At 39.2% G+C, this 20,249-nt stretch carries 15 protein-coding genes, 2 tRNA genes and 2 pseudogenes; 11 read left to right on the forward strand and 8 right to left on the reverse strand.

From position 1 onward, the window contains the following. Nucleotides 1-128 precede the first annotated feature (128 nt). On the reverse strand, nucleotides 129-1,418 hold the full coding sequence (locus tag F975_RS05695) for a D-alanyl-D-alanine carboxypeptidase family protein (RefSeq protein ID WP_004751237.1): 1,290 nt from the start codon (nucleotides 1,416-1,418) through the stop codon (nucleotides 129-131). 174 nt (nucleotides 1,419-1,592) lie between these two features. Here F975_RS05695 and F975_RS05700 point away from each other — a divergent pair, with 174 nt between their 5' ends. From F975_RS05700 to F975_RS05715, 4 genes are all read left to right on the forward strand, one after another. Next, entirely contained in the window at nucleotides 1,593-3,308 is a 1,716-nt protein-coding gene (locus tag F975_RS05700) for a M61 family metallopeptidase (RefSeq protein ID WP_004751239.1), read from the forward strand. 415 nt (nucleotides 3,309-3,723) lie between these two features. Then, the gene (locus tag F975_RS05705; RefSeq protein ID WP_004751241.1) at nucleotides 3,724-5,232 is read left to right on the forward strand and encodes a hypothetical protein; all 1,509 of its coding nucleotides are present in this window, start codon (nucleotides 3,724-3,726) and stop codon (nucleotides 5,230-5,232) included. Beyond that, complete coding sequence (locus F975_RS05710; protein WP_004751244.1) at nucleotides 5,223-7,268, forward strand: hypothetical protein; 2,046 nt, start codon at nucleotides 5,223-5,225, stop codon at nucleotides 7,266-7,268. The genes F975_RS05705 and F975_RS05710 overlap by 10 nt, the downstream gene beginning before the upstream one ends. Nucleotides 7,269-7,277: 9 nt before the next feature. After that, complete coding sequence (locus F975_RS05715; RefSeq protein ID WP_004751245.1) at nucleotides 7,278-7,964, forward strand: hypothetical protein; 687 nt, start codon at nucleotides 7,278-7,280, stop codon at nucleotides 7,962-7,964. A gap of 41 nt (nucleotides 7,965-8,005) precedes the next feature. Here the strand turns inward: F975_RS05715 and F975_RS15440 are convergent. Then, nucleotides 8,006-8,101, reverse strand: a pseudogene (locus tag F975_RS15440) (hydroxyisourate hydrolase); the annotation flags it as partial. Between the two features lie 490 nt (nucleotides 8,102-8,591). Between F975_RS15440 and F975_RS05720 the strand changes: the two are divergent. Next, entirely contained in the window at nucleotides 8,592-10,823 is a 2,232-nt protein-coding gene (locus F975_RS05720) for an NADP-dependent isocitrate dehydrogenase (protein ID WP_004751247.1), read from the forward strand. Between the two features lie 126 nt (nucleotides 10,824-10,949). Continuing rightward, a complete protein-coding gene (locus tag F975_RS05725) occupies nucleotides 10,950-12,599 on the forward strand; it encodes an LA2681 family HEPN domain-containing protein (RefSeq protein ID WP_004751249.1) in 1,650 nt (549 codons plus the stop codon). A gap of 34 nt (nucleotides 12,600-12,633) precedes the next feature. On the opposite strand, the gene F975_RS05730 is transcribed toward F975_RS05725, so the two are convergent. Next, nucleotides 12,634-13,422, reverse strand: coding sequence for a pseudouridine synthase (locus F975_RS05730; protein ID WP_004751251.1), 789 nt, complete (start codon nucleotides 13,420-13,422; stop codon nucleotides 12,634-12,636). A 198-nt stretch (nucleotides 13,423-13,620) separates the two neighbouring features. On the opposite strand from F975_RS05730, the gene icd reads away from it, so the two are divergent. Next, nucleotides 13,621-14,877 (forward strand): NADP-dependent isocitrate dehydrogenase, encoded by a 1,257-nt coding sequence (gene icd, locus F975_RS05735; RefSeq protein ID WP_004751252.1) that lies wholly within the window; start codon nucleotides 13,621-13,623, stop codon nucleotides 14,875-14,877. A gap of 53 nt (nucleotides 14,878-14,930) precedes the next feature. Here the strand turns inward: icd and F975_RS05740 are convergent. Further along, a pseudogene (locus F975_RS05740) lies at nucleotides 14,931-15,473 on the reverse strand (flavin reductase family protein). A gap of 166 nt (nucleotides 15,474-15,639) precedes the next feature. Here F975_RS05740 and F975_RS05745 point away from each other — a divergent pair. Further along, nucleotides 15,640-16,464 carry a PhzF family phenazine biosynthesis protein gene (locus F975_RS05745; RefSeq protein WP_004751256.1) on the forward strand — a complete coding sequence of 275 codons (825 nt, stop codon included), beginning with the start codon at nucleotides 15,640-15,642 and terminating at the stop codon, nucleotides 16,462-16,464. Here F975_RS05745 and F975_RS05750 read toward each other — a convergent pair. Further along, complete coding sequence (locus tag F975_RS05750; protein ID WP_004751257.1) at nucleotides 16,461-16,664, reverse strand: hypothetical protein; 204 nt, start codon at nucleotides 16,662-16,664, stop codon at nucleotides 16,461-16,463. The two genes, F975_RS05745 and F975_RS05750, sit on opposite strands and share 4 nt — an antisense overlap. Before the next feature lie 79 nt (nucleotides 16,665-16,743). Here F975_RS05750 and def point away from each other — a divergent pair, with 79 nt between their 5' ends. Continuing rightward, nucleotides 16,744-17,223 (forward strand): peptide deformylase, encoded by a 480-nt coding sequence (gene def, locus F975_RS05755; RefSeq protein ID WP_004751259.1) that lies wholly within the window; start codon nucleotides 16,744-16,746, stop codon nucleotides 17,221-17,223. 102 nt (nucleotides 17,224-17,325) lie between these two features. Here the strand turns inward: def and F975_RS05760 are convergent. Further along, nucleotides 17,326-17,411 (reverse strand) — tRNA-Leu (locus F975_RS05760). Nucleotides 17,412-17,422: 11 nt separating this feature from the next. Continuing rightward, a tRNA-Cys gene (locus F975_RS05765) sits at nucleotides 17,423-17,496 on the reverse strand. A 153-nt stretch (nucleotides 17,497-17,649) separates the two neighbouring features. Between F975_RS05765 and folD the strand changes: the two genes are divergently transcribed. Next, a complete protein-coding gene (folD, locus tag F975_RS05770; protein WP_004751261.1) occupies nucleotides 17,650-18,498 on the forward strand; it encodes a bifunctional methylenetetrahydrofolate dehydrogenase/methenyltetrahydrofolate cyclohydrolase FolD in 849 nt (282 codons plus the stop codon). A 233-nt stretch (nucleotides 18,499-18,731) separates the two neighbouring features. Continuing rightward, nucleotides 18,732-19,400: a class I SAM-dependent methyltransferase gene (locus tag F975_RS05775; RefSeq protein ID WP_004751263.1), complete on the forward strand. Its 669-nt coding sequence runs from the start codon at nucleotides 18,732-18,734 to the stop codon at nucleotides 19,398-19,400. A gap of 32 nt (nucleotides 19,401-19,432) precedes the next feature. On the opposite strand, the gene F975_RS05780 is transcribed toward F975_RS05775, so the two are convergent. Beyond that, nucleotides 19,433-19,864: a hypothetical protein gene (locus F975_RS05780; RefSeq protein WP_004751264.1), complete on the reverse strand. Its 432-nt coding sequence runs from the start codon at nucleotides 19,862-19,864 to the stop codon at nucleotides 19,433-19,435. Nucleotides 19,865-20,249 lie beyond the last annotated feature (385 nt).

Below are 20,249 nucleotides of genomic sequence, written 5' to 3' on the forward strand. Positions count from 1 at the left end.
TTTAAAGTCACATCATAAAATGAAATCCTGAATTTGGGGAATGCAAATTCAGGATTTTTGATGATGTGCATTATTTTAAACGAATTTGGGGCTGATTTAAAAAATTCAAGCCTATTTTTCTTTCGATCTTACAACAGTATCTTCGCGGGAATCACTTTTTCTGCGAGGAAAGGGAGTAATTGGCATAACCAGTGCCAGAAGCGCTGGAAAATGCTGGCATATTCAAGCTGAACATGTGAAAGCACTGGAATATCTTCTAACCATTGACCATTTTGGTACACCTTGAGCGTTGCGATGTGCACGTTCTGATTTAAAGGTGCGGTGAGTTGTTTCTGATTAAGGTTGACCTGAATCTGGGTTTTGGTCTCATTAATCGGTTCAATATTTTGCCCGTTATAGACTAAACGTCCGCTATTATTATTGAAGCTGCGCATGTCAATATTGATCGGCTGGTTGTACAAAGAAGTCGTCATAAACTGCGTGCTTTGCGGTACAACCTGATAGCTACGGATTTTCCCGTTCATGACAGGCAAAATCGCGATGGGCTGTTGTGCTTTAACCATCACTTCGTCGCGTGTGTAACTATAAGCCAGATTCATTAAGCGATGTGCGACTTCGGCACGCATTACAGGACTGGTTGTTCCAAGTACCACCACAATCAAACGACGCTCTGGCAAGTTTGGATTTATGGTTGGGCGTTTGGCAGTTAAAGCAAGGTTAAAACCTGCAGCACGGGTAAAACCTGTTTTTAAACCGTCCACAGTCGGATCTTGTTTGAGCAAGATGTTGGTGGCGTGATGCGGATGACCATTCCATGAATAACTGGTTTGTTTAGAGTAACCCAAATAATCAGGAAACTGTTGAATCAGTGCATTGCCCAGTTTTGCCATATCTGCGGCAGAGGAATAATGCCCATCCATGGTAATTCCTGCAGGATTGGTAAAGTGGGTATCCGTCATGCCCAATGCTTTGGCTTCTTGGTTCATGCGTGCCACAAAATGTGGAAGATTACCACCAATCCGCTGTGCCAATGTCACGGCAGCATCATTGGCAGACATCACCACTAAACCCGTGAGCAATTGATCAACCGTGATTTTTTGTCCTGGGCGCAAGAACATTTGCGATTCATCAGGCTGAACGACATGTACCACATCATTGGCAGTAATCACATCTGTCTTTTTGAGTTTGCCTGCCTTAATTTCTTGGAGCGTAATATAGGCCACCATCATTTTGGTTAATGAAGCAGGTGCACGCTGCGCATGGCTATTGTATTCAGCAATAGTTTGACCAGATTGAGGATCATAAATTGTCCATGCTGCGGCAGGTACAGATTCGGGATCGATATTCAAAATGGCTGCATGGGCAAAACCTGAGCACAATATACCTAGCCCCGCAAACCAAGAAATAAAACGTTTCAAAGGACAAATCCTGAGGAGATCAAAAGAAAGAGAAAGCTATCTTCCATGACAAAGATTAAAGCTAACTTGATTTACTTTATCTTCTGTATGGAATACTAGCAGTAGCGCATATTAGAGTAAAAAAATGCTAAGCTAAAGCCCTGCATAACCTGATTAAGATTAGAATTCCGACTTATGTTGCACTATCAAATAGAGTTTGACGATTACCAACAGCATCTCATTCATGTGACCTTACGTTTTGTTGCCAATCCGACCCAAGAGTTGTGGTTGCCGACATGGATTCCGGGCAGTTACCTGATTCGTGAATTTGCAAAACACATTGAATCTGTCAAAGCCTATGATGAGGCAGGGCGCGCGCTTAAAATCAGTAAATTTGAAAAGAATAAATGGCGTTTATTTAACACCGATCATGAGCTGATCACGGTGGAATACGATGTCTACGCGTATGATTTATCGGTACGCGGTAGTTATGTCGACCAGACACGTTTTTATGTCAATCCAGCGTGTGTGTGCTTAGGTCTCAAAGATCAAGAAGAAGCTGAATGTGAATTGGAAGTGTTCTTGCCCGATGAGTTTAAGCATTTTGCTGTAGCGACAGGCTTGGCATCAAAAAGCTTGGTGAAAGGGCGCTATACCTTAAAAGCTGAAAATTATATGCAGCTCATCGATAGTCCATTTGAACTGGCTGATCAAACCCGTTTCAGTTTTGAGGCTGAAGGCATCCAGCATGAATTTGTGATTTCGGGTAAACATGCAACCAACGTTGAACGCTTACAAGCAGATATCCAAAAAATTTGCCAAACTGAAATTCAACTTTTTGGTTCTGCACCCTTTAAAAACTATGTGTTCATGACCATGGCTACAGGCAACAGTTATGGTGGGCTTGAGCATCCGAACAGTACCAGCCTGATTACCCCACGTGATGACTTGCCAAAAGCCAATGAGCCACAAGAGCCATCGGAAGATTATCAACGTTTCCTCGGGCTTTGTAGTCATGAATATTTCCATTCGTGGTTAGTTAAATATATTCGTCCTGAAAACTTTGTGAATTATGATTTGCACAAAGAAAGCTACACCTCGTTGTTATGGATTTTTGAAGGCTTTACTTCATATTACGATGATTTGATCCTGCTGCGCAGTGGCGTGATTTCACAAGCCTCTTATTTGAAATTACTCAAAACACAGATTGATCGTTATTTACAGAATCCAGGTCGTGAAGTGCAGTCTGTGGCTGAGTCGAGTTTCGATACTTGGATCAAATTCTATCGCCCAGATGAAAACAGCAATAATGCAGGAACCAGCTACTACAATAAAGGTTGCTTGGTTGCATTGTGTCTGGATTTAGGTTTGCGTTTACGCGGTTCAAGTCTTGATGCGTTGGTACGTAAGCTGTATGAAAATGCGCAAAAAGGTATTCAAGTCAGCGAGCGTACTATTTTTGACTTGTGTGAAGAATTAACAGGTCACTCATGGTTAGAGCAAATCAACCATCTGATCTATACCACTGATGAATTACCACTGGATCAATTATTCCCTGAATTCGGGATTGAGTATCAAGTTAAAAATGACAAGACTCAGCCATTTGGTTTGAAAGTTGCCGATAAACCTGAGGGCATGATGATTCAACAGGCACGTCGTGATGGTGTGGGTGCAAAAGCTGGGTTGTCTGCCAATGATGTGATTGTTGCGATTGACGGCTTAAAAGCTTCGGAAAAACTGTTAGCGAAGTACGCCAAGCAGCAAGGTGAATTTGTGGTACATGCTTTCCGCCGTGATGAGTTGCTTCAGTTTACGGTAAATGCAGCTGAAATTGGATTGACCACAGTTGAGTTGAAAGTGGAAGATCAAGAGAAGGTAGAAGGGTGGTTAATAAAACAATTTATATTTTAAAAATATAAGAATTACTTTGTAAAATGGTGAATACTGAAACCTAGTGTTTACCATTTTCTTTCTTTAATAGTTTGGTATTATTATAAGTTAGTTAAAATGGATTAGAAATTTTTTTAATTTTATTGTTTAATTATTGAAAATATTGTAATAATTTCTTTATGGTATTTTTAATAAGTTGATACTTTATATTTTTAAATATAAGAATAAATAATGGTTTTTTGTATTGGGAAGATTAGTATAATAAATTTGTTTTTCTAATATTTAAGTTATTTTTTATATATGAATAAATTAAGTTTCATAGTTATTAGCACTAAAAGTGACATATCCTAGCTCTTATAAAATTGACTTTTAAAAATATGAACTATATTTTACTTTAAATATACAAATATATACACTTATTAAACGTGAGATAATAATGAATAGGTCTTTCTTGCTTATAGCGAGTTTTTTGCTATTGTCATCTGTTGCTGTACATGCAGAAATTATTAAAACAATTGGTGAGGGTAAAGCACTGATTATAAAGAAAGATCAGAATCTAACGCGTAATCAGGCTTTAAATAATGCGCGTGAAGATGCAGTGACTGCCATGATTATTAAAATTAATGGTCCACAATCTCTTGCTGATGCCAAGCCATTTTTAAGTCAAATCGTCAAACAGGTTGATCCAAGCTATTATGTCAATTTGGGAAGCCAGACGGATGCTGAGCAAAATTTGGTGACACGCATAAGTCTGGAGATGGATGATCAAGAGTTTCGTTCAATTTTGAATGATTATGGTCTATCTAAAAAGAACAGCCGTACAAGTCCAATTATGGTGGTTATGGATGAGTATTTTGGTGTTCCACGAGATAATTCTAAGCCAGTCAAAGAGTTTACGGCTTATTATAACGATCAGAGCTATAAACATAACGAAGATGCAAAATATAAGAGCAATGAAAGCGCAAGTGCGTCTTCAAAAGAAAGCGCTTCTTCACGGAGTCGTGCAAGCTCAGGTTATGCAGGAGCTTATGATAATTATTATGGAGCAGGTGCATATGCAGGCGGGAGTAGCCGTAGCAATAGTAATAAATATGCTGCTGCGTCTTCTTCAAAATATAATGCCTCAGAAAGTGCAAGTTATTCACAAAATGAGCAGCAAAATGATATTCAAAGTTTTGTTCGATATGTGGAATATCAAACGCCAAGCACGCAACCTGAAAGCGTTAATCAGACCTTAAACAGTATTGCGCAAAATGCTGCGAAATATGATTTACGCCTCATGGATTCAGACCTATTTAGAAGTAAATATTTAAAAGGGCGTCATATGTCAGTTCAGCAATTGCTGAGTGACAGTGAACTGGCAAAATTTGCTGCTGCTGCACGCCAAGAAAAAGCAGATTGGTTTATGGCAGGCAGTAGCAATATCTTTGATCGAGGGCGATCTCCAGTAACAGGGCAATATGCTTGTGATGGAGCAGTCAGCTTTAAGGTTTATTCAGTTGATGATGCAACTTTAATGACTGGGGAAACTCGTACTGAATCTGCTTCAGGCGCAACTGCGGAAGCATGTCGTACAAATGTTGCGGCAAAACTTGGGCAATTAGCACTGAGCACGATTGGACCACAAATCTTGAATTATTCAAAAAATCGTTCAATGTATGGTAAAGACATGACGATTTTTGTAAAGAGTACTTCGAATAACGTTTCAACTCGTTTAGGTGATGATCTCTTTGTTGCGCTAGAAGATATTCAAGGTGCAGATAATATTAATATTCGCACCCAAGATGGTCATTTAGTTGAAATTACAATGACCTATAAGGGTAATAAGCCAATTACAGTTGAATTGGCGAAAGCATTACGTAGTAGCCCTGTGTTAGCTGCAGCAGAACGTAAGCAAGAAGGTAATACGCTAACCTTATGTATTGGTGGTACCCAATGCAAATAAAAAAATTGGCGTGGTTACTCCCTTTTTTGAGTGCAAGTGCCTATGCTGATTTGCAAATTTATCCTGCTAAAGGTTTATTTGGCTTAGATCAGGAATGTAAGCAGGCATTCGTCCATGATGAAAAAAATTCACCGATTGCATGTGATTTTATCCAGTCGATTACGCCAAGTATTCGCTCACAGCTACAAACGAGTTTTGAAGGAGCATTGAATCAGGAATTTACCAATCAGATCGCACAGCAAATTCAGCAAAATACCAAGCATAAAACTTATATTGCATCATTGGAAGTTTTACGGGCAGGTGAATATTTTGTTGAAAAACAGTCAACAACAGAAATTTTTACACCTGTTACCTTGAGCTTGAAGCTGACCAATATCTTAACTGGAGAAGTCCTGTATAGCGAAAGTTTGACTTCGACACAGCCGATTAAGGTATTAACAGCAGACTTGCGTAGTCCAGTCACAAAACAGCAAATCATGCAGCAATATCAAGCCAGTGTGATTACACTGTCGAGCCAGTTGGTCAAAAAAGCCAAAGCGAATTTGCAGCTATCTGAAATTAAAACGTCAGTCCTTGACCAATGGAAATCTTATTTAATTCTGGATAAAGGATTGAATCACGGAATCGGGCAAAATGATGAATTGTCATCAGCTGAGGGAGACTTGATTCATGTGGTTTATGCAGATAGTGATTATGCTGTAGCAACGCCAATTCTGGTCAATAACCATTCTAAACAGTTTGTAAAACTGACGACCAATGTTCGTCAAGCAGTCAGTAAACCTAAAGCTTTGGTAGTTGATGTGGCAACAACACAGGGTGAGTCAAAGGATCTGGTAGAGCAAATCTTTTCTGACGCCATCGGAGATGGTGCCGCATTTAGTTTGGTGCCTGTTAACAAGCGCTATAGTAGTTTAGCGCAATCAGTTTCTGAACAAACGCAATTAGCGCAAGCCGAAGATATTAATCATCGAGAATTACCTGATTTATTTATTCGTCTAAATGTTTTGCCAACCGTCGCATATCTCCAGCCTTTAGGAAAAATTACCCAGCAACAGGTTGTACATAGTGAAGTATTTGCGGAAATGTTGGATCGTTCAGGTCGAGTAATTCATGTTGCCCATGCCAGTGATGAAGTCAAAGATGTGATTTCTGATGGCATGGGTTTTTCTTTAGAAAATCGCCAAGAAGTTGTATTGAAAAATGCTTTAATTAAATTAGGTCAGGAATTTAAAAAAGGCATTAAATTTACACGATCTGATTTGAAAATCAGCGCGAAAGATGGAAATCAGGTCAAAATTTCTGATTCAGGTTTGCGCTTGGGTGTCGGAACGAAAATTTACATTTATAACCAGCAGAAAGTTTCTGGAAGATTGGTATCTATCCCAACATGGGAAGCAACTGTAATTTCGCGTGATCAAAACGAAGCAGTTGCTCAATTGGATGCAGCCATTAGTGGTCGAGATAATCTCTCGGTCACAAAAGGAGATATTGTTCTGGTTAACAATTCTCAACAGGCTGTAACGGATTCAACTGATTCTCGTGCAATGTGTTCTTTTATTTCATCTGAGCAATCTGGTGATTTGCAATTATCGGCTTTTCCTACATTGACTTATTATGCTTTTGCGACAAATTCTAAGTATCCATTTTATGCAACAGGTGGTGCATTGCCAGGGCAAATGCCGTTTCAGGCATCGGTTACCTATATGACACAAAATGCAGGCTTTAAGCAGCAGTTAAATTTCAAGCCCTTTGTTCCTGCAAAGTGTATTCAACCTGTTTTAAAATCTAAGTTAAAAATAGATACATCCAAGTGTAATGCACAGGATCATCATTGCAAAGTTGCAGCAGATTTTACCTTAGGCGTGCGTTTCTTTGATCAAAAACAGCAAAAGATTGCAGCTCAAGGCATTCAACAAGAATTCAATTTAATTGACAGTCAACTAGACAATCGAGACCAACTTTATAATCTTCAATTACTTGAAATCATTCCCCCATTACTTAAACAAGTTGTTCAAAAAGCCGATTTGGCGAAATAAGGAAAAATCATGAAAAAAATTGCAGCAATTTCTCTAACTGTGTTTTCTGTGTCTATGGCCCATGCAGGCTTTGGACTAAGTAATCTTGCTTCTAATGTTACTCAAAGTGTTGTCGGAACCTCATCTGCAACAAGTGTAAATGTCGGAGATTTCTTAACTCAAGCACGAGCAACCAATTATCTCTTTCAGCAAAGCCGCGCTGCGTTAGCTGCTGCCATTTCAACAGGTGCGGATAGCAAAGAAATTCAAACTAAATTGGCTACTTTAAGTAAAACATCTAATTTGCAAGAAAAAGATGCTCAAATTAAAGAATTAGCAAAACTTTCTGAGACTGTTTTGTCAGCAGCAAAAAAAGATGAAAATCAAACATTAGAGCAATTAAAAACATTGAGTGCTCAAAAGAAACAATATCTATTGGGTGCTGCAAAAAACTATGCGATTGCTGCACTTATGGCAAAAGATTTAGCACAAGGTTCTAAGCAAGTTTCTATGGCAATCGTGAGCAATCCTCAATCATTGGTCTCAACAGGGATGAATTTAACCAGTGCTCAGGGATTGGTAAGTGATGTTGGAGGAATTGCAAAAAACTCATCTATGGCCTTAGTGGAAGTACCTCAGTTGTTTAAAAAAGCAGGAATTGATTTTCAAGTGCCAACTAATGCTAAAACAAAACCTGTTGACTTAAGTAACTTATAAGTCTGAAATAAAAAACCGATGCTCAGGCATCGGTTTTTTATTTAAATACCCCGATAAGTCGAATACCCATATGGACTAATCTGTAGTGGAATATCATAGTGACCAATTGAATCATCAGCCACAAAAACAATGGGTACTGATACTGTACATTTTGCTGAAGTAACTCAGATTGTGTTTGAGTTTTTATTGGTTAAAGTAGCTAAAGATGAGGTTTTTGTGGTCGAATGAATGACCCAATTGAAGTTTTTATATCGCTGACCAATATTAAATTAAAAAATATTGCGATACATTTTGCGCTTTAAAAGTTAAAATTAATGCGCTACAGTGAATCAAATTATTCGTGAACTCAGTAGAAAGTTGCATAATAATAGACGTAGATATGTGAAAAATCTTATAGTTATATCACTTATCAATCTGAATTTTTAAACAATCTTATTGAATATAGACACTGATGACCCAAAACAAGATTGGGTATTTTTTTTCGAAATGTCGTTATCACAAGATATATCGTTGACTGAAATGCCATGAGGGTCGATACTCTCAAGGTTTTTATTTAAGCACATTAGTGAGTAGAACTGGGCCACAAGCTCGGTTCTTGAAAAATCAATTTAACACAAGGGGCTATATATGGCTGGTGGAAAGTCAAACATCATTTACACACTGACTGACGAGGCGCCATTATTGGCGACCTATTCGCTACTGCCGATCATTGAAACCTTTACTAAGCCCGCAGGTATTCAGATTGTCAAAAGTGACATCTCTGTTGCTTCGCGTGTGCTCGCAGAATTTTCGGATTACCTAAGCGACGAACAGAAGGCACCTAACAACCTCGCAGAGCTAGGTCGTCTTACGCAAGATCCAGACACCAATATTATCAAACTTCCTAATATCAGTGCTTCAGTTGGTCAATTGATCTCATGTATCAAAGAACTTCAGTCTAAAGGCTATCCAATTCCTGATTATCCTGAAAATCCGACTACTGAAGATGAAAAAGCGCTTAAGACTCGCTATGGTAAATGCCTTGGTTCTGCTGTAAACCCAGTATTACGTGAAGGTAACTCTGACCGTCGTGCACCTGCTGCGGTGAAAAACTACGCTAAAAAACACCCGCATTCGATGAGCGAGTGGAAGCAGTGGTCACAAACCCACGTTTCACATATGGAACATGGCGATTTTTACCACGGTGAAAAGTCGATGACTCTTGATCGTGCGCGTAACGTGAAAATGGAATTGATCACAACAAGTGGTAAAACCATCGTACTTAAGCCAAAACTTGCGCTTCAAGATGGTGAAATCATTGATTCAATGTTCATGAGCAAAAAAGCACTTTGTGACTTCTACGAGAAACAACTCGAAGATTGTCGTGAAGCGGGCATCTTGTTCTCATTGCACGTAAAAGCAACCATGATGAAAGTTTCACACCCGATCGTATTTGGTCACTGTGTGAAAATCTATTATAAAGATGCGTTCGAGAAACATGGCAAACTATTTGACGAGTTGGGTATCAACGTCAATAACGGTATGTCAGTGCTTTACGAGAAAATCGAAAGCTTACCAGAATCACAACGTGATGAAATCATCCGTGACTTACATGCTTGTCAAGAACACCGTCCTGCGTTAGCGATGGTTGATTCAGCGAAGGGCATCACAAACTTCCATTCACCTAACGATATTATTGTTGATGCGTCTATGCCAGCGATGATCCGTGCGGGTGGTAAAATGTGGGGTGCCGATGGTAAGCAGTATGATGCTAAAGCGGTGATGCCAGAATCAACATTTGCTCGTATCTATCAAGAAATGATCAATTTCTGTAAGTGGAATGGCAACTTTGATCCGAAAACCATGGGTACTGTACCTAACGTTGGTTTGATGGCACAGCAAGCTGAAGAATACGGTTCACACGACAAGACTTTCGAGATTCCTGAAGCGGGTATTGCCAACATCACTGACCTTGAAACAGGCGAAGTGTTGATGTCACAAAATGTTGAAGAAGGCGATATCTGGCGTATGTGTCAGGTAAAAGACGCTCCGATTCGTGACTGGGTGAAACTTGCGGTAACTCGTGCACGCAACTCAGGCATGCCTGCGATCTTCTGGCTTGACCCTTACCGTCCACATGAAAATGAATTGATCAAGAAAGTACAAGAATACTTGAAAGAGTACGATACTTCAGGTCTCAATATTCAAATCATGTCTCAAGTACGTGCAATGCGTTATACGCTTGAACGTGTGGCGCGTGGTCTGGATACTATTTCTGTGACTGGTAACATTTTACGTGATTATCTAACAGACTTGTTCCCAATCATGGAGCTTGGTACTTCTGCGAAAATGTTGTCTATCGTTCCGCTTATGGCTGGCGGTGGTATGTATGAAACGGGTGCAGGTGGTTCAGCGCCTAAACACGTTCAGCAACTTATCGAAGAAAACCACTTACGTTGGGATTCATTGGGTGAGTTCCTGGCTCTTGCAGCTTCTTTGGAAGAGATGGGCATTAAGGAAAGCAATGACCGTGTGAAGTTGCTTGCCAAGACATTGGATCAAGCGACTGGCAAGTTGCTCGACAGTGACAAGTCACCATCACGTCGTACAGGTGAGCTTGATAACCGTGGCAGCCACTTCTATCTATCGTTGTACTGGGCTGAGGCTCTTGCTGCACAAGATGAAGATGCTGAGTTGAAAGCTAAGTTTGCTCCACTTGCGAAGGCACTGGCTGAAAACGAAGAGAAAATTGTTGCTGAACTTGCTCAAGTACAAGGTAAACCTGCTGATATTGGTGGTTATTACGTGATTGATCAAGCTAAGGTAAATGCTGTAATGCGTCCAAGTACGACGTTCAACACATTACTTGCAGCTGTTTAAGTGAAATACAAAGTCGGCAATTAAGTCGATGATGTGAAAAAGCCGATGCAAATGCATCGGCTTTTTTGTTTTGTAATAAATATAAAATTGATGTAAAACGTTTACTTATAATTTTTTTAAAAAAAGATGATGAAACTAGGAATAAAGCAATTAAAAGAGTTGGCTAAGTTAGCTGATAAATTATTATTAGATGAGAATAGAAAAAATGAGTTAATAACGTTTTTTAACATTCAAATTGAAACTTTATTCATATTTGAGAGTGATTTTTGTAAGGGGTATTTTTATTACATTTTAGGAAACTGTAGTTCCGTAATTTACAGATATCAGAGTGAAAATTGGTACTCGCAGGATTTGATTAATACGGTTAATCTATATCAAAAAGCAGTCTATTTTTTAAGAAAAGAAAAAAATGCAACAGATTTACTTTCATTTGCATTAACAAATCTAGGTAATTTTTTATCATCACAAGGCCGTTGTTTTTGTGCACAACATTATTGGGACGATGCAATTAAAATTGATGAAAACCCTGTTGCTGTAATTGCTAAAGCAACCAATATTCTTTTTAGAACAGAGCAATTATATGATGATTCTAATAATGAGGTTTATTATTTCTTTGCTAATCAGTTAATAACTCAAGCCTACAAAAAAATTGACTTTTTAGAACGAGAGCAAAAAATACCACTTCAACAAGGTCATCTATTGTATGTTTTTCATCAATGGTATGGACAAAACTTTAAAGAAAATGAATTTAACTATTTAAAAGAATATAAGCAAAAAACAAGTACAAAAACTGAATATCGTTATTTAAATTGGGTTGCCAAGAATAAATTATTTCTGAATGAACTAAATGATCTTTTGAATGAGGAAATGGTTTTTCAAGACACTTTAGAAATTTCATCAATGAGTTACAAGATTAATACTTCATTGAGTTTAAAAGAGGAATTAGTATTTTATTCTAATTTTGATGAGTTACGAAATGAATATACATATGCGCGTTTTTTGATTTTTCAGGCATCGGAAATAAAGGAGGACTCTGAACATTTTTATAATAAAACATATTCTCATATTGATGATACATTACATGCTATAGATAATTTAAAAACTTCACAGATGAAATCTGCATTTAGAATTTTATATTCAATTTTTGATAAGATTTCATACTTTATTGCAAAGTATTTTGGTTTATCTATTACAGATCATGAAATTAGCTTTAAAGGGATATTTTATGAAGGAAGGTTAGATAAAATACGCAATAGATTCTTTGAATCCGAGAATTGTTTCTTACATGCTTTATTTTATATATTAAAAGAGATTGAGGTTGAACCTAAAAGGAAAAGCAAAGACTCTATTGAAAACATGAATAAGATCGAAAATCTATCAAATCTGGAAAAACATCGATTAGCGAAAATTAGAAATCATTTAGAGCACAGGTCTTTTCGTATCGTTGATGATTTTGGATATGAATTAAATACAAAATATAATTCTAGTGAAGAATTTAGGTATCAAGAATTATTAGTAAGAAAAGATGAATTAGAGAAAAATAATCTTCAAAGTTCTGATGAATATATTGAAGTTATAAATAATTTAAAGGAAAAAGAGATTAAATCTAAATATATTCTGGAAATGCCTCTTTCGGAATTTGAGGAAAGTTTAATGCACTTAACAAGACTTGCTAGAAACTCTTTGATGTATTTATCTTTGCTTGTACAGTATGAAGAAAAAAATAAGCCTAGGGATGGCAAACTTGTTTTAGAAAGAGAAGTCCCTTTAAAGTAAAAGCCCACTTTCGTGAGCTTTAAAATCTTAAAACTTAACGGCTATTACGGCTGCGACCGCGTGGCGCTTTGGTATTTGGGCGAGTTGTACCATTGGTTTTACGACGTGGTTTTTCACTTTCATCCATCTGCCAGATGCGTTTAGTTCCTGTTTTTTTCTTTTCGCCTTCTTTCTTTTTCTGGTGTATTGGCTTGCCACCTGTACCACCTGGCTTTTTCACGTATGAGCGCGACTGATATGGTCGTTCTTCTGGAACATCCCTAAAGTCAGGATACAGCAATGGCTCAATTTCTTTAGTTTCACCTGGTTGTAAACCGAGTTGAACCAAATCGATTGAACCGATTTTGGTGCGAATCAGACGTAAAGTCGGAAAGCCAACAGCAGAGGTCATGCGGCGCACTTGGCGGTTACGACCTTCACAAATTGAGATTTCAACCCAAGAGGTAGGAATATTTGCACGGTAACGTACAGGCGGGTTGCGTTCCCATAACCATTCTGGCTCTGAAACTTTAATGGCTTTGGCAGGGAGTGTCATGCCATCATTGAGCTCAATTCCTTGACGTAATTTTTCAAGAGCTTCTTCAGAAATGTCACCATCTACCTGAACTAAATACGTTTTGTATTTTTTATTTGCAGGATTGGTAATGAACTGATTGAGACCACCGTGATCAGTTAAAAAAACCAAACCTTCAGAGTCCATATCAAGACGACCAGCCAAACGTAAAGTTGGATCATCTACAAAGTCAGACATCGTCATGTGTGCTTCGTCTTTACGAAATTGGGAGAGGACGTCATAGGGCTTGTTCAGGATGACGATTTTCATAAAAAATGACTTCTTCTTTCAGATAACCACAGGAAACATTGAGTTTTATTTGAGCGAGAAATATTGTTATTTCTCATATAAATCTCAAAAATGATTTAATTCAATTAATCTATTATGCGATAAGAAAACAGGAAAGTATTGTCTATCGGCAATTATTTTTTTAATTTGCTAATTATAATAAAAGGGAGAACCGATACAATGGGTTATCAGAAGATCGTAGTGCCTGCGGATGGCAGCAAAATTACTGTAAACGCAGATTTGTCACTCAATGTTCCCAACCAGCCAATTATTCCGTTTATTGAAGGTGATGGTATTGGTGTGGATATTACACCTGCGATGCGAGCTGTTGTTGATGCTGCAGTGCAAAAAGCATATGGTGGCAAACGATCTATCGAATGGATGGAAGTCTACTGCGGTGAAAAAGCAGATAAAATTTATGGCACATATATGCCAGAAGAAACTTTTGAGGCTTTTCGCGAATTTGTAGTATCTATTAAAGGTCCACTCACAACACCCGTCGGCGGTGGTATTCGATCATTAAATGTTGCCTTGCGTCAAGAATTAGATCTTTATGTATGTGTACGCCCAGTGCGTTGGTTCGAAGGTGTACCTTCACCTGTTCAACATCCTGAACTCACCGATATGGTGATCTTCCGTGAAAATTCGGAAGATATTTATGCGGGGATTGAATGGAAAGCGGATTCTGAAGAAGCGAAAAAAGTGATCAAATTTCTTCAAGAAGAAATGGGTGTAAAGAAAATCCGTTTTCCTGAAGATTGTGGTATCGGGATCAAGCCCGTATCTAAACAAGGTACTCAACGTTTGGTTCGTAAAGCAATTCAGTTTGCAATTGATAATGATAAGCCAAGTGTAACTTTGGTGCATAAAGGCAATATCATGAAGTACACCGAAGGCGCGTTCAAAGAATGGGGTTACGAGCTTGCTGTAGAGCGCTTTGGTGGCGAACTGATTGATGGCGGCCCTTGGGTGAAAATTAAAAACCCTAAAAATGGTAAAGACATCATCATTAAAGATGTAATTGCAGATGCATTTTTGCAACAAATTTTAATGCGTCCTGCAGACTACTCGGTGATTGCGACATTAAACCTGAACGGTGATTACATTTCTGATGCACTTGCTGCTGAAGTGGGTGGTATTGGGATCGCGCCTGGTGCAAATATTGGTGGTGCGATTTCAGTTTATGAGGCAACTCATGGCACTGCACCTAAATATGCGGGTCAGGACAAAGTTAACCCAGGCTCAATCATTCTTTCCGCTGAAATGATGCTGCGTGATATGGGCTGGGTTGAGGCTGCTGACCTGATCATTAAAGGTATTTCAGGTGCGATTGCAGCTAAAACGGTCACTTATGACTTTGAGCGTTTAATGCTAGGCGCTACACTTCTTCGTTGTTCTGAATTTGGTCAGGCGATTATTGAAAACATGGGCGAATAATCCCTGATGATTTGTTGCAAAAAGACCTCGCTATATGTGAGGTCTTTTATATTTTAAGGTGATTTTGGTCGATCCTGTACGCTGACTTCTTCTCCAATCAAATAGAAGTTGCCACCTGCAACATGATGTAAGCTACGCCACTCAGGATCTGCGTCTTGAAAATGCCAATGCCCATCACGGAAAATTCGGTCATCTGCCCATGCACTGACTACTTCACCAATAAACAAATCATGTGCCTGCTGATTGTGTGGTTCAGGAATCAATTTACAAACTAACCATGCTGAACAGCCCGCAACTAAAGGCTACTCTGAATCTTCTAAGTAAAATAACTTCACACCACTTTGTTCTAGTTTGTTGGGCATGCCATGCAGGCTAGTTGTACCAAGTTGATAGACCAAATCAATTTGTTTGTAGGTAGGAACTTGTAATACAAAATAACCTGATTGTTCAATAATCTGACGGGTCATGGTGCTTTTATCGAGAACCACAGTCACTTTTGCGGGTTTAAATTCTAGTGCGCATGCTCATGCAGCTGTCATGACATCACGTTGTTGCCCATGCTGTGCAGAGACTAAGACCGTTGCGCCATGCGTCAGTAAGCGATATGCCTTTTCAAGTGGGACATTTTAAAAATGTGAGTTAGGAAAATAATTCATAAAGTGACAATCGTATAGGATTCGGTTAAAAAAGAAATGAGCTCAATCACAATAAAAGATTCTGTGGTTCATCAATAAATTAATTCTACCTAGAGAATGTAAAACAATGAAAATTTATCAAGTGGATGCCTTTAGTCAAACATTATTTCAAGGCAACCCTGCGGCAGTGATTGTACAAGATGAATGGTTGCCAGATGAGTTAATGCAAAATATAGCACTTGAAAATAATTTATCTGAAACGGCATTTGTAAAACGAATTGATGATACCCACTATGCGATTCGCTGGTTTACACCTGCGGCTGAGGTGGCATTTTGTGGTCATGCAACATTGGCAAGTGCTTTTATCTTGTTTCGTGAATATACAAAAGCCACTGAGATTGAGTTTGAAGTCAAAAACTTGGGAACATTTTATGTCTCTCAAAGCATAGATGGCAAAATCAATATGAATTTTCCGATTCGTAAACCTGAATATTTGGAAGAATACCCAGAAATTTTGAATGAAGCGCTAAATAAGCCCATTCAAGCTGTCTATGTGAATCCACAGGCGTATGTCATTGAATTGGAGTCCGTACAAGATGTGTTGGACTTGGAGGTCGATTTTTTAAAGCTCAAAGCATTAGGCTGTATACATGCTGTGATGGAAGCACCGAGTTTGGATGTTGCGGTGACAGCAAGTGATGTGGGCGAATCTACCTATGACTGTATTTCGCGTTATTTTGCGCCAGAGATTGGAGTGAATGAAGATCCTGTTACCGGTTCGATTCATACTGCAATTGTGCCGTTATGGGCAGAAAAACTGGGTAAAACTGAATTGGTTGCGTATCAGGCATCGGCACGTGGGGGAGAGTTATTCTGTCGAATCTTGAATGATGAGCGTATGGAAGTTTCAGGATATGCCAAGCTCTATATGATTGGTGAGCTGTTTGTTTAAACACGCACAAAATAAGGAATAGCAATCAAGATACAACCGATACTGGTAATGGCAAGGTTGCTATCAAAAAAATAAGGATAAACCATTAAGCTTAAGCCGCAGATGAAAGGTACGCTGCGCTTTTGCTTTTTGCCGTAAATAAAATAGCCTAACCCGATTGAGCCAAAGATGACTCCAAGAAAAAGTTGTGTTGCATTCATGGTATTCGTTGGTTTGTAAATTTCTGTTTATAGTATGCTGAATTCTATAAGATGAAAAATTAATTTTGAGGAAGAAAAGGTGTCTGCAATTTTACCTGTTGCCCAGCGTGGAGAAGCTATTTTAACGCTTGAAGCGGCTGCTGTTGCACAAGATGAATTAAATAGTGACTGGCTTAAGCAATTAGCGCTTGCGATGCAGGCAACTATGCTGGCGCGAAATGGTGTGGGGATTGCTGCACCGCAAGTCTATATTTCGAAAAGGGTGATCATTGTGGCGTCACGCTCCAATCCACGCTATCCAGATGCGCCAGATATGTCAGCAGTCACCATGATTAATCCTGAGATTATTGAATACTCAACAGAAACCTGTTTTGGTGAAGAAGGTTGTCTGAGTGTGCCTGAGCAGCGAGGGCAGGTGGAGCGCGCTTATGCGGTTAAAGTACGTTATTTAACGCTACTGGGTGAGCAAGTTGAACAATTTTATGAAGGTTTTCCTGCACGTATTGTGCAACATGAAATTGATCATCTAAACGGAATCTTATTTGTAGAGCGACTTTAAGTCGCTTTTTTTATATGGATATACACGAAGCTCTAAATTTCAGGTATAAAAAAACCAGCTTACGCTGGATTTTTTACTGGCACCATTTTAACAGTCTTAAAATGGTGCCCGGGGCCGGACTCGAACCGGCACGCTTTGTGGGCGGGGGATTTTAAATCCCCTGTGTCTACCTATTTCACCACCCGGGCTTTACCAAGATTGGAGGCGGAGGTCGGAATCGAACCGGCGTCCACGGAGTTGCAGTCCGCTGCATGACCACTCTGCCACCCCGCCTTGTCTTGGTGATGCACATATTAGCAACCTTTGAAAAAAAAACAATAGGTAATTCAGAGGATATGCACATAAAATCAACATCTAAAATAAAATTGGGCAAATTATCATGTATTATTTGCGGAATTGATTGATATCGGCCTGTGGAGACGTATTGTGGCATTGGTATTAGATGGTAAAGCGTTAGCAAAGCAAATTGAGGCAGATTTATCTGCACGTGTTGAAGTATTAAAGCAAAAATCTGGTCGTACTCCGATTTTGGCAACAATTCTGGTGGGGGATGATGGCGCATCGGCAACGTATGTTCGCATGAAAGGCAATGCTTGCCGCCGCGTGGGCATGGATTCAATTAAAATTGAATTGCCACAAGAAACCACAACTGAGCAGTTGTTGGCTGAAATTGAAAAATTAAATGCCAATCCTGATGTGCATGGTATTTTGTTGCAGCATCCTGTACCTGCACAAATTGATGAGCGTGCATGTTTTGATGCAATTAGCCTTGCAAAAGATGTTGATGGTGTCACTTGCCTTGGTTTTGGTCGTATGGCAATGGGCGAGGCGGCTTATGGTTCGGCAACACCTGCGGGCATCATGACGATTTTGCAAGAAAACAACATCGAAATCGCAGGTAAACATGCCGTTGTCGTAGGTCGTTCTGCAATTTTGGGTAAACCAATGGCGATGATGTTACTTCAAGCCAATGCAACTGTGACGATTTGCCATTCACGTACCCAAAACTTGGCTGATCTTGTGAAACAAGCGGACATCGTTGTTGGTGCAGTTGGTAAAGCTGAATTGATTCAAAAAGACTGGATCAAGCAAGGCGCTGTTGTGGTTGATGCTGGTTTCCATCCACGTGATGGTGGCGGCGTTGGTGATATCCAGTTGCAAGGTATTGAAGAAATTGCTTCTGCTTACACACCAGTTCCTGGTGGTGTTGGCCCAATGACGATTACCACTTTGATTCGTCAAACGGTTGAAGCTGCTGAAAAAGCTTTAGGTTAATTTTATTTATTCACGGTGGCATCCTATCATTTAACGCAAATGTTAGGAGCTCGTAGGTTACTTTTCTTTCGGGAAAAGTAACCAAAACCATTTGTCATTCGCAAAACTCGTCAGCTACTGGTTAGCTTTTGATGAGTCGCAGAAACATTTCGACCTTATGTAGTCCGGCCTCGAACAATTGCGGATGACGTTAACGCGTATCGAATAGTAATTATAAATTATTGAGCTTATTTATGAGCTGCACCTTTCAACTTACCAAAGCCCCTGAACATTTACTTCAAGCCTTACATCAAGTCATCCCTCATTGTGATTTACAGCCACAGCAGTTACCCAATACGCTGATTTCATTGTGGTTGATACCGCCTGTATTTCCGACTGAGCGCTTGGACGATGAAGTGATTCAGCGCATCTGGAATGACACGCCGTATTGGATCTTCTGTTGGGCTTCGGGTTTAGCAATGGCGCAGTGGTTACTTGCAGAACCTGAGCATGTCAGAGATAAAGTGGTTCTGGATTTTGGTGCGGGCTCAGGTGTAGTCGCGATTGCGGCAAAACTGGCTGGAGCAAAGCGTGTGATCTGCTGTGATATTGATGCGGTTAGTTTGGTAGCCTGTCGTGAAAATGCATTGCTTAATGGTGTAGAGCTCGAATATTTGGACGATTTATATAAAGCTGAACAAGTTGATATTTTACTCGCGGCAGATGTTCTCTACGATCAATGCAATCGTTTTTTCTTGGATGAGTTTTTAAAGTTTGCCCCAGAAGTTTGGGTAGCAGACAGTCGAGTGAAAAATTTTAGTCACCCACAATATCAAAAAATAGATGAGCGTAGCGCTACGACTTGGCCAGATTTAGATGAAGCCAAAGAGTTTCGTAATGTAAGTTTTTATAAGACGCTGTAACCCATCAGCGTCTTATTGATGTGCTGCCTAACTTAGATTGAACAACGGTAACGGATGACAGTTAGTGTGCTTGGACGAGTTTGCATAGCATTGCGCATTGCATAGTCATCATCATTGTTATTTGTGCTGGTATTGCTTAGACCAAATGTGGTGTGTGTTTTACCAATTTGTACGCCATTGCTTACTGGAATGCTTGCAGGGTTGGCAATTTCATTCGTACTTAAAATTTCAATTTTATAATCTTGGTTTGCCCCTAGAACTTTCTTACAAGCATTTTGTAGCTTATTCTGATTGGCAACACGATTGGCATGAACTGCAAGCGTATAGCTAATAATGGCACTATTTTCTGTTTTACTTTCAACCTGATAGCCAGAGTTACCATTGTAACTTTGTGGAACGTTCTGGCAAGCTGTTAGCCCAATAGCAAAAGCGCTCAGACCCAATAATTTCAATGTCATTTTCATGAGGTTAAACCTTTGTCATTTCTTTACAGTATGCCATAGCTCGGTTGAATACTCATTAGATAAAACAAATATTGTCGGCTAGGTCTTGAGAGGCCTCATACATATTTATACAAAATAAAATTGGATTTTTCACACAAAGTGTCTTTATTTTAACTTAATCGGTTTGTGATTCGATAGGATTAAGTTGAGTCATGCTACTGAAAGAAACCCATGATTTAATCAAGGAAAAATGATTCAAAATTTAGCAGGATAGGCTTCTTTGACTCTAATGATTTTACTTCTTTATAGGGAAGCAAAGAGGGATCAAATCCTCATAAAAGAAGCCCAATAATAAAGAAAAGATAAGCTAGTCTGCTGAGGGTGAACATAAACAACGAGGGAGTGT

It is taken from the genome of Acinetobacter brisouisimilis, assembly GCF_000368265.1.
Taxonomy (GTDB): Bacteria; Pseudomonadota; Gammaproteobacteria; order Pseudomonadales; family Moraxellaceae; genus Acinetobacter.

What these genes read in the sequence shown, in the direction of transcription:
- icd (WP_004751252.1), top strand. Translation starts at nt 13,621, where the DNA reads ATGGGTTATCAGAAGATCGTAGTGCCTGCGGATGGCAGCAAAATTACT.
- F975_RS05720 (WP_004751247.1), top strand. Translation starts at nt 8,592, where the DNA reads ATGGCTGGTGGAAAGTCAAACATCATTTACACACTGACTGACGAGGCG.
- F975_RS05775 (WP_004751263.1), top strand. Translation starts at nt 18,732, where the DNA reads ATGAGCTGCACCTTTCAACTTACCAAAGCCCCTGAACATTTACTTCAA.
- F975_RS05780 (WP_004751264.1), bottom strand. Translation starts at nt 19,864, where the DNA reads ATGAAAATGACATTGAAATTATTGGGTCTGAGCGCTTTTGCTATTGGG.
- F975_RS05700 (WP_004751239.1), top strand. Translation starts at nt 1,593, where the DNA reads ATGTTGCACTATCAAATAGAGTTTGACGATTACCAACAGCATCTCATT.
- F975_RS05715 (WP_004751245.1), top strand. Translation starts at nt 7,278, where the DNA reads ATGAAAAAAATTGCAGCAATTTCTCTAACTGTGTTTTCTGTGTCTATG.
- F975_RS05750 (WP_004751257.1), bottom strand. Translation starts at nt 16,664, where the DNA reads ATGAATGCAACACAACTTTTTCTTGGAGTCATCTTTGGCTCAATCGGG.
- F975_RS05745 (WP_004751256.1), top strand. Translation starts at nt 15,640, where the DNA reads ATGAAAATTTATCAAGTGGATGCCTTTAGTCAAACATTATTTCAAGGC.
- F975_RS05725 (WP_004751249.1), top strand. Translation starts at nt 10,950, where the DNA reads ATGATGAAACTAGGAATAAAGCAATTAAAAGAGTTGGCTAAGTTAGCT.
- F975_RS05730 (WP_004751251.1), bottom strand. Translation starts at nt 13,422, where the DNA reads ATGAAAATCGTCATCCTGAACAAGCCCTATGACGTCCTCTCCCAATTT.
- F975_RS05710 (WP_004751244.1), top strand. Translation starts at nt 5,223, where the DNA reads ATGCAAATAAAAAAATTGGCGTGGTTACTCCCTTTTTTGAGTGCAAGT.
- F975_RS05705 (WP_004751241.1), top strand. Translation starts at nt 3,724, where the DNA reads ATGAATAGGTCTTTCTTGCTTATAGCGAGTTTTTTGCTATTGTCATCT.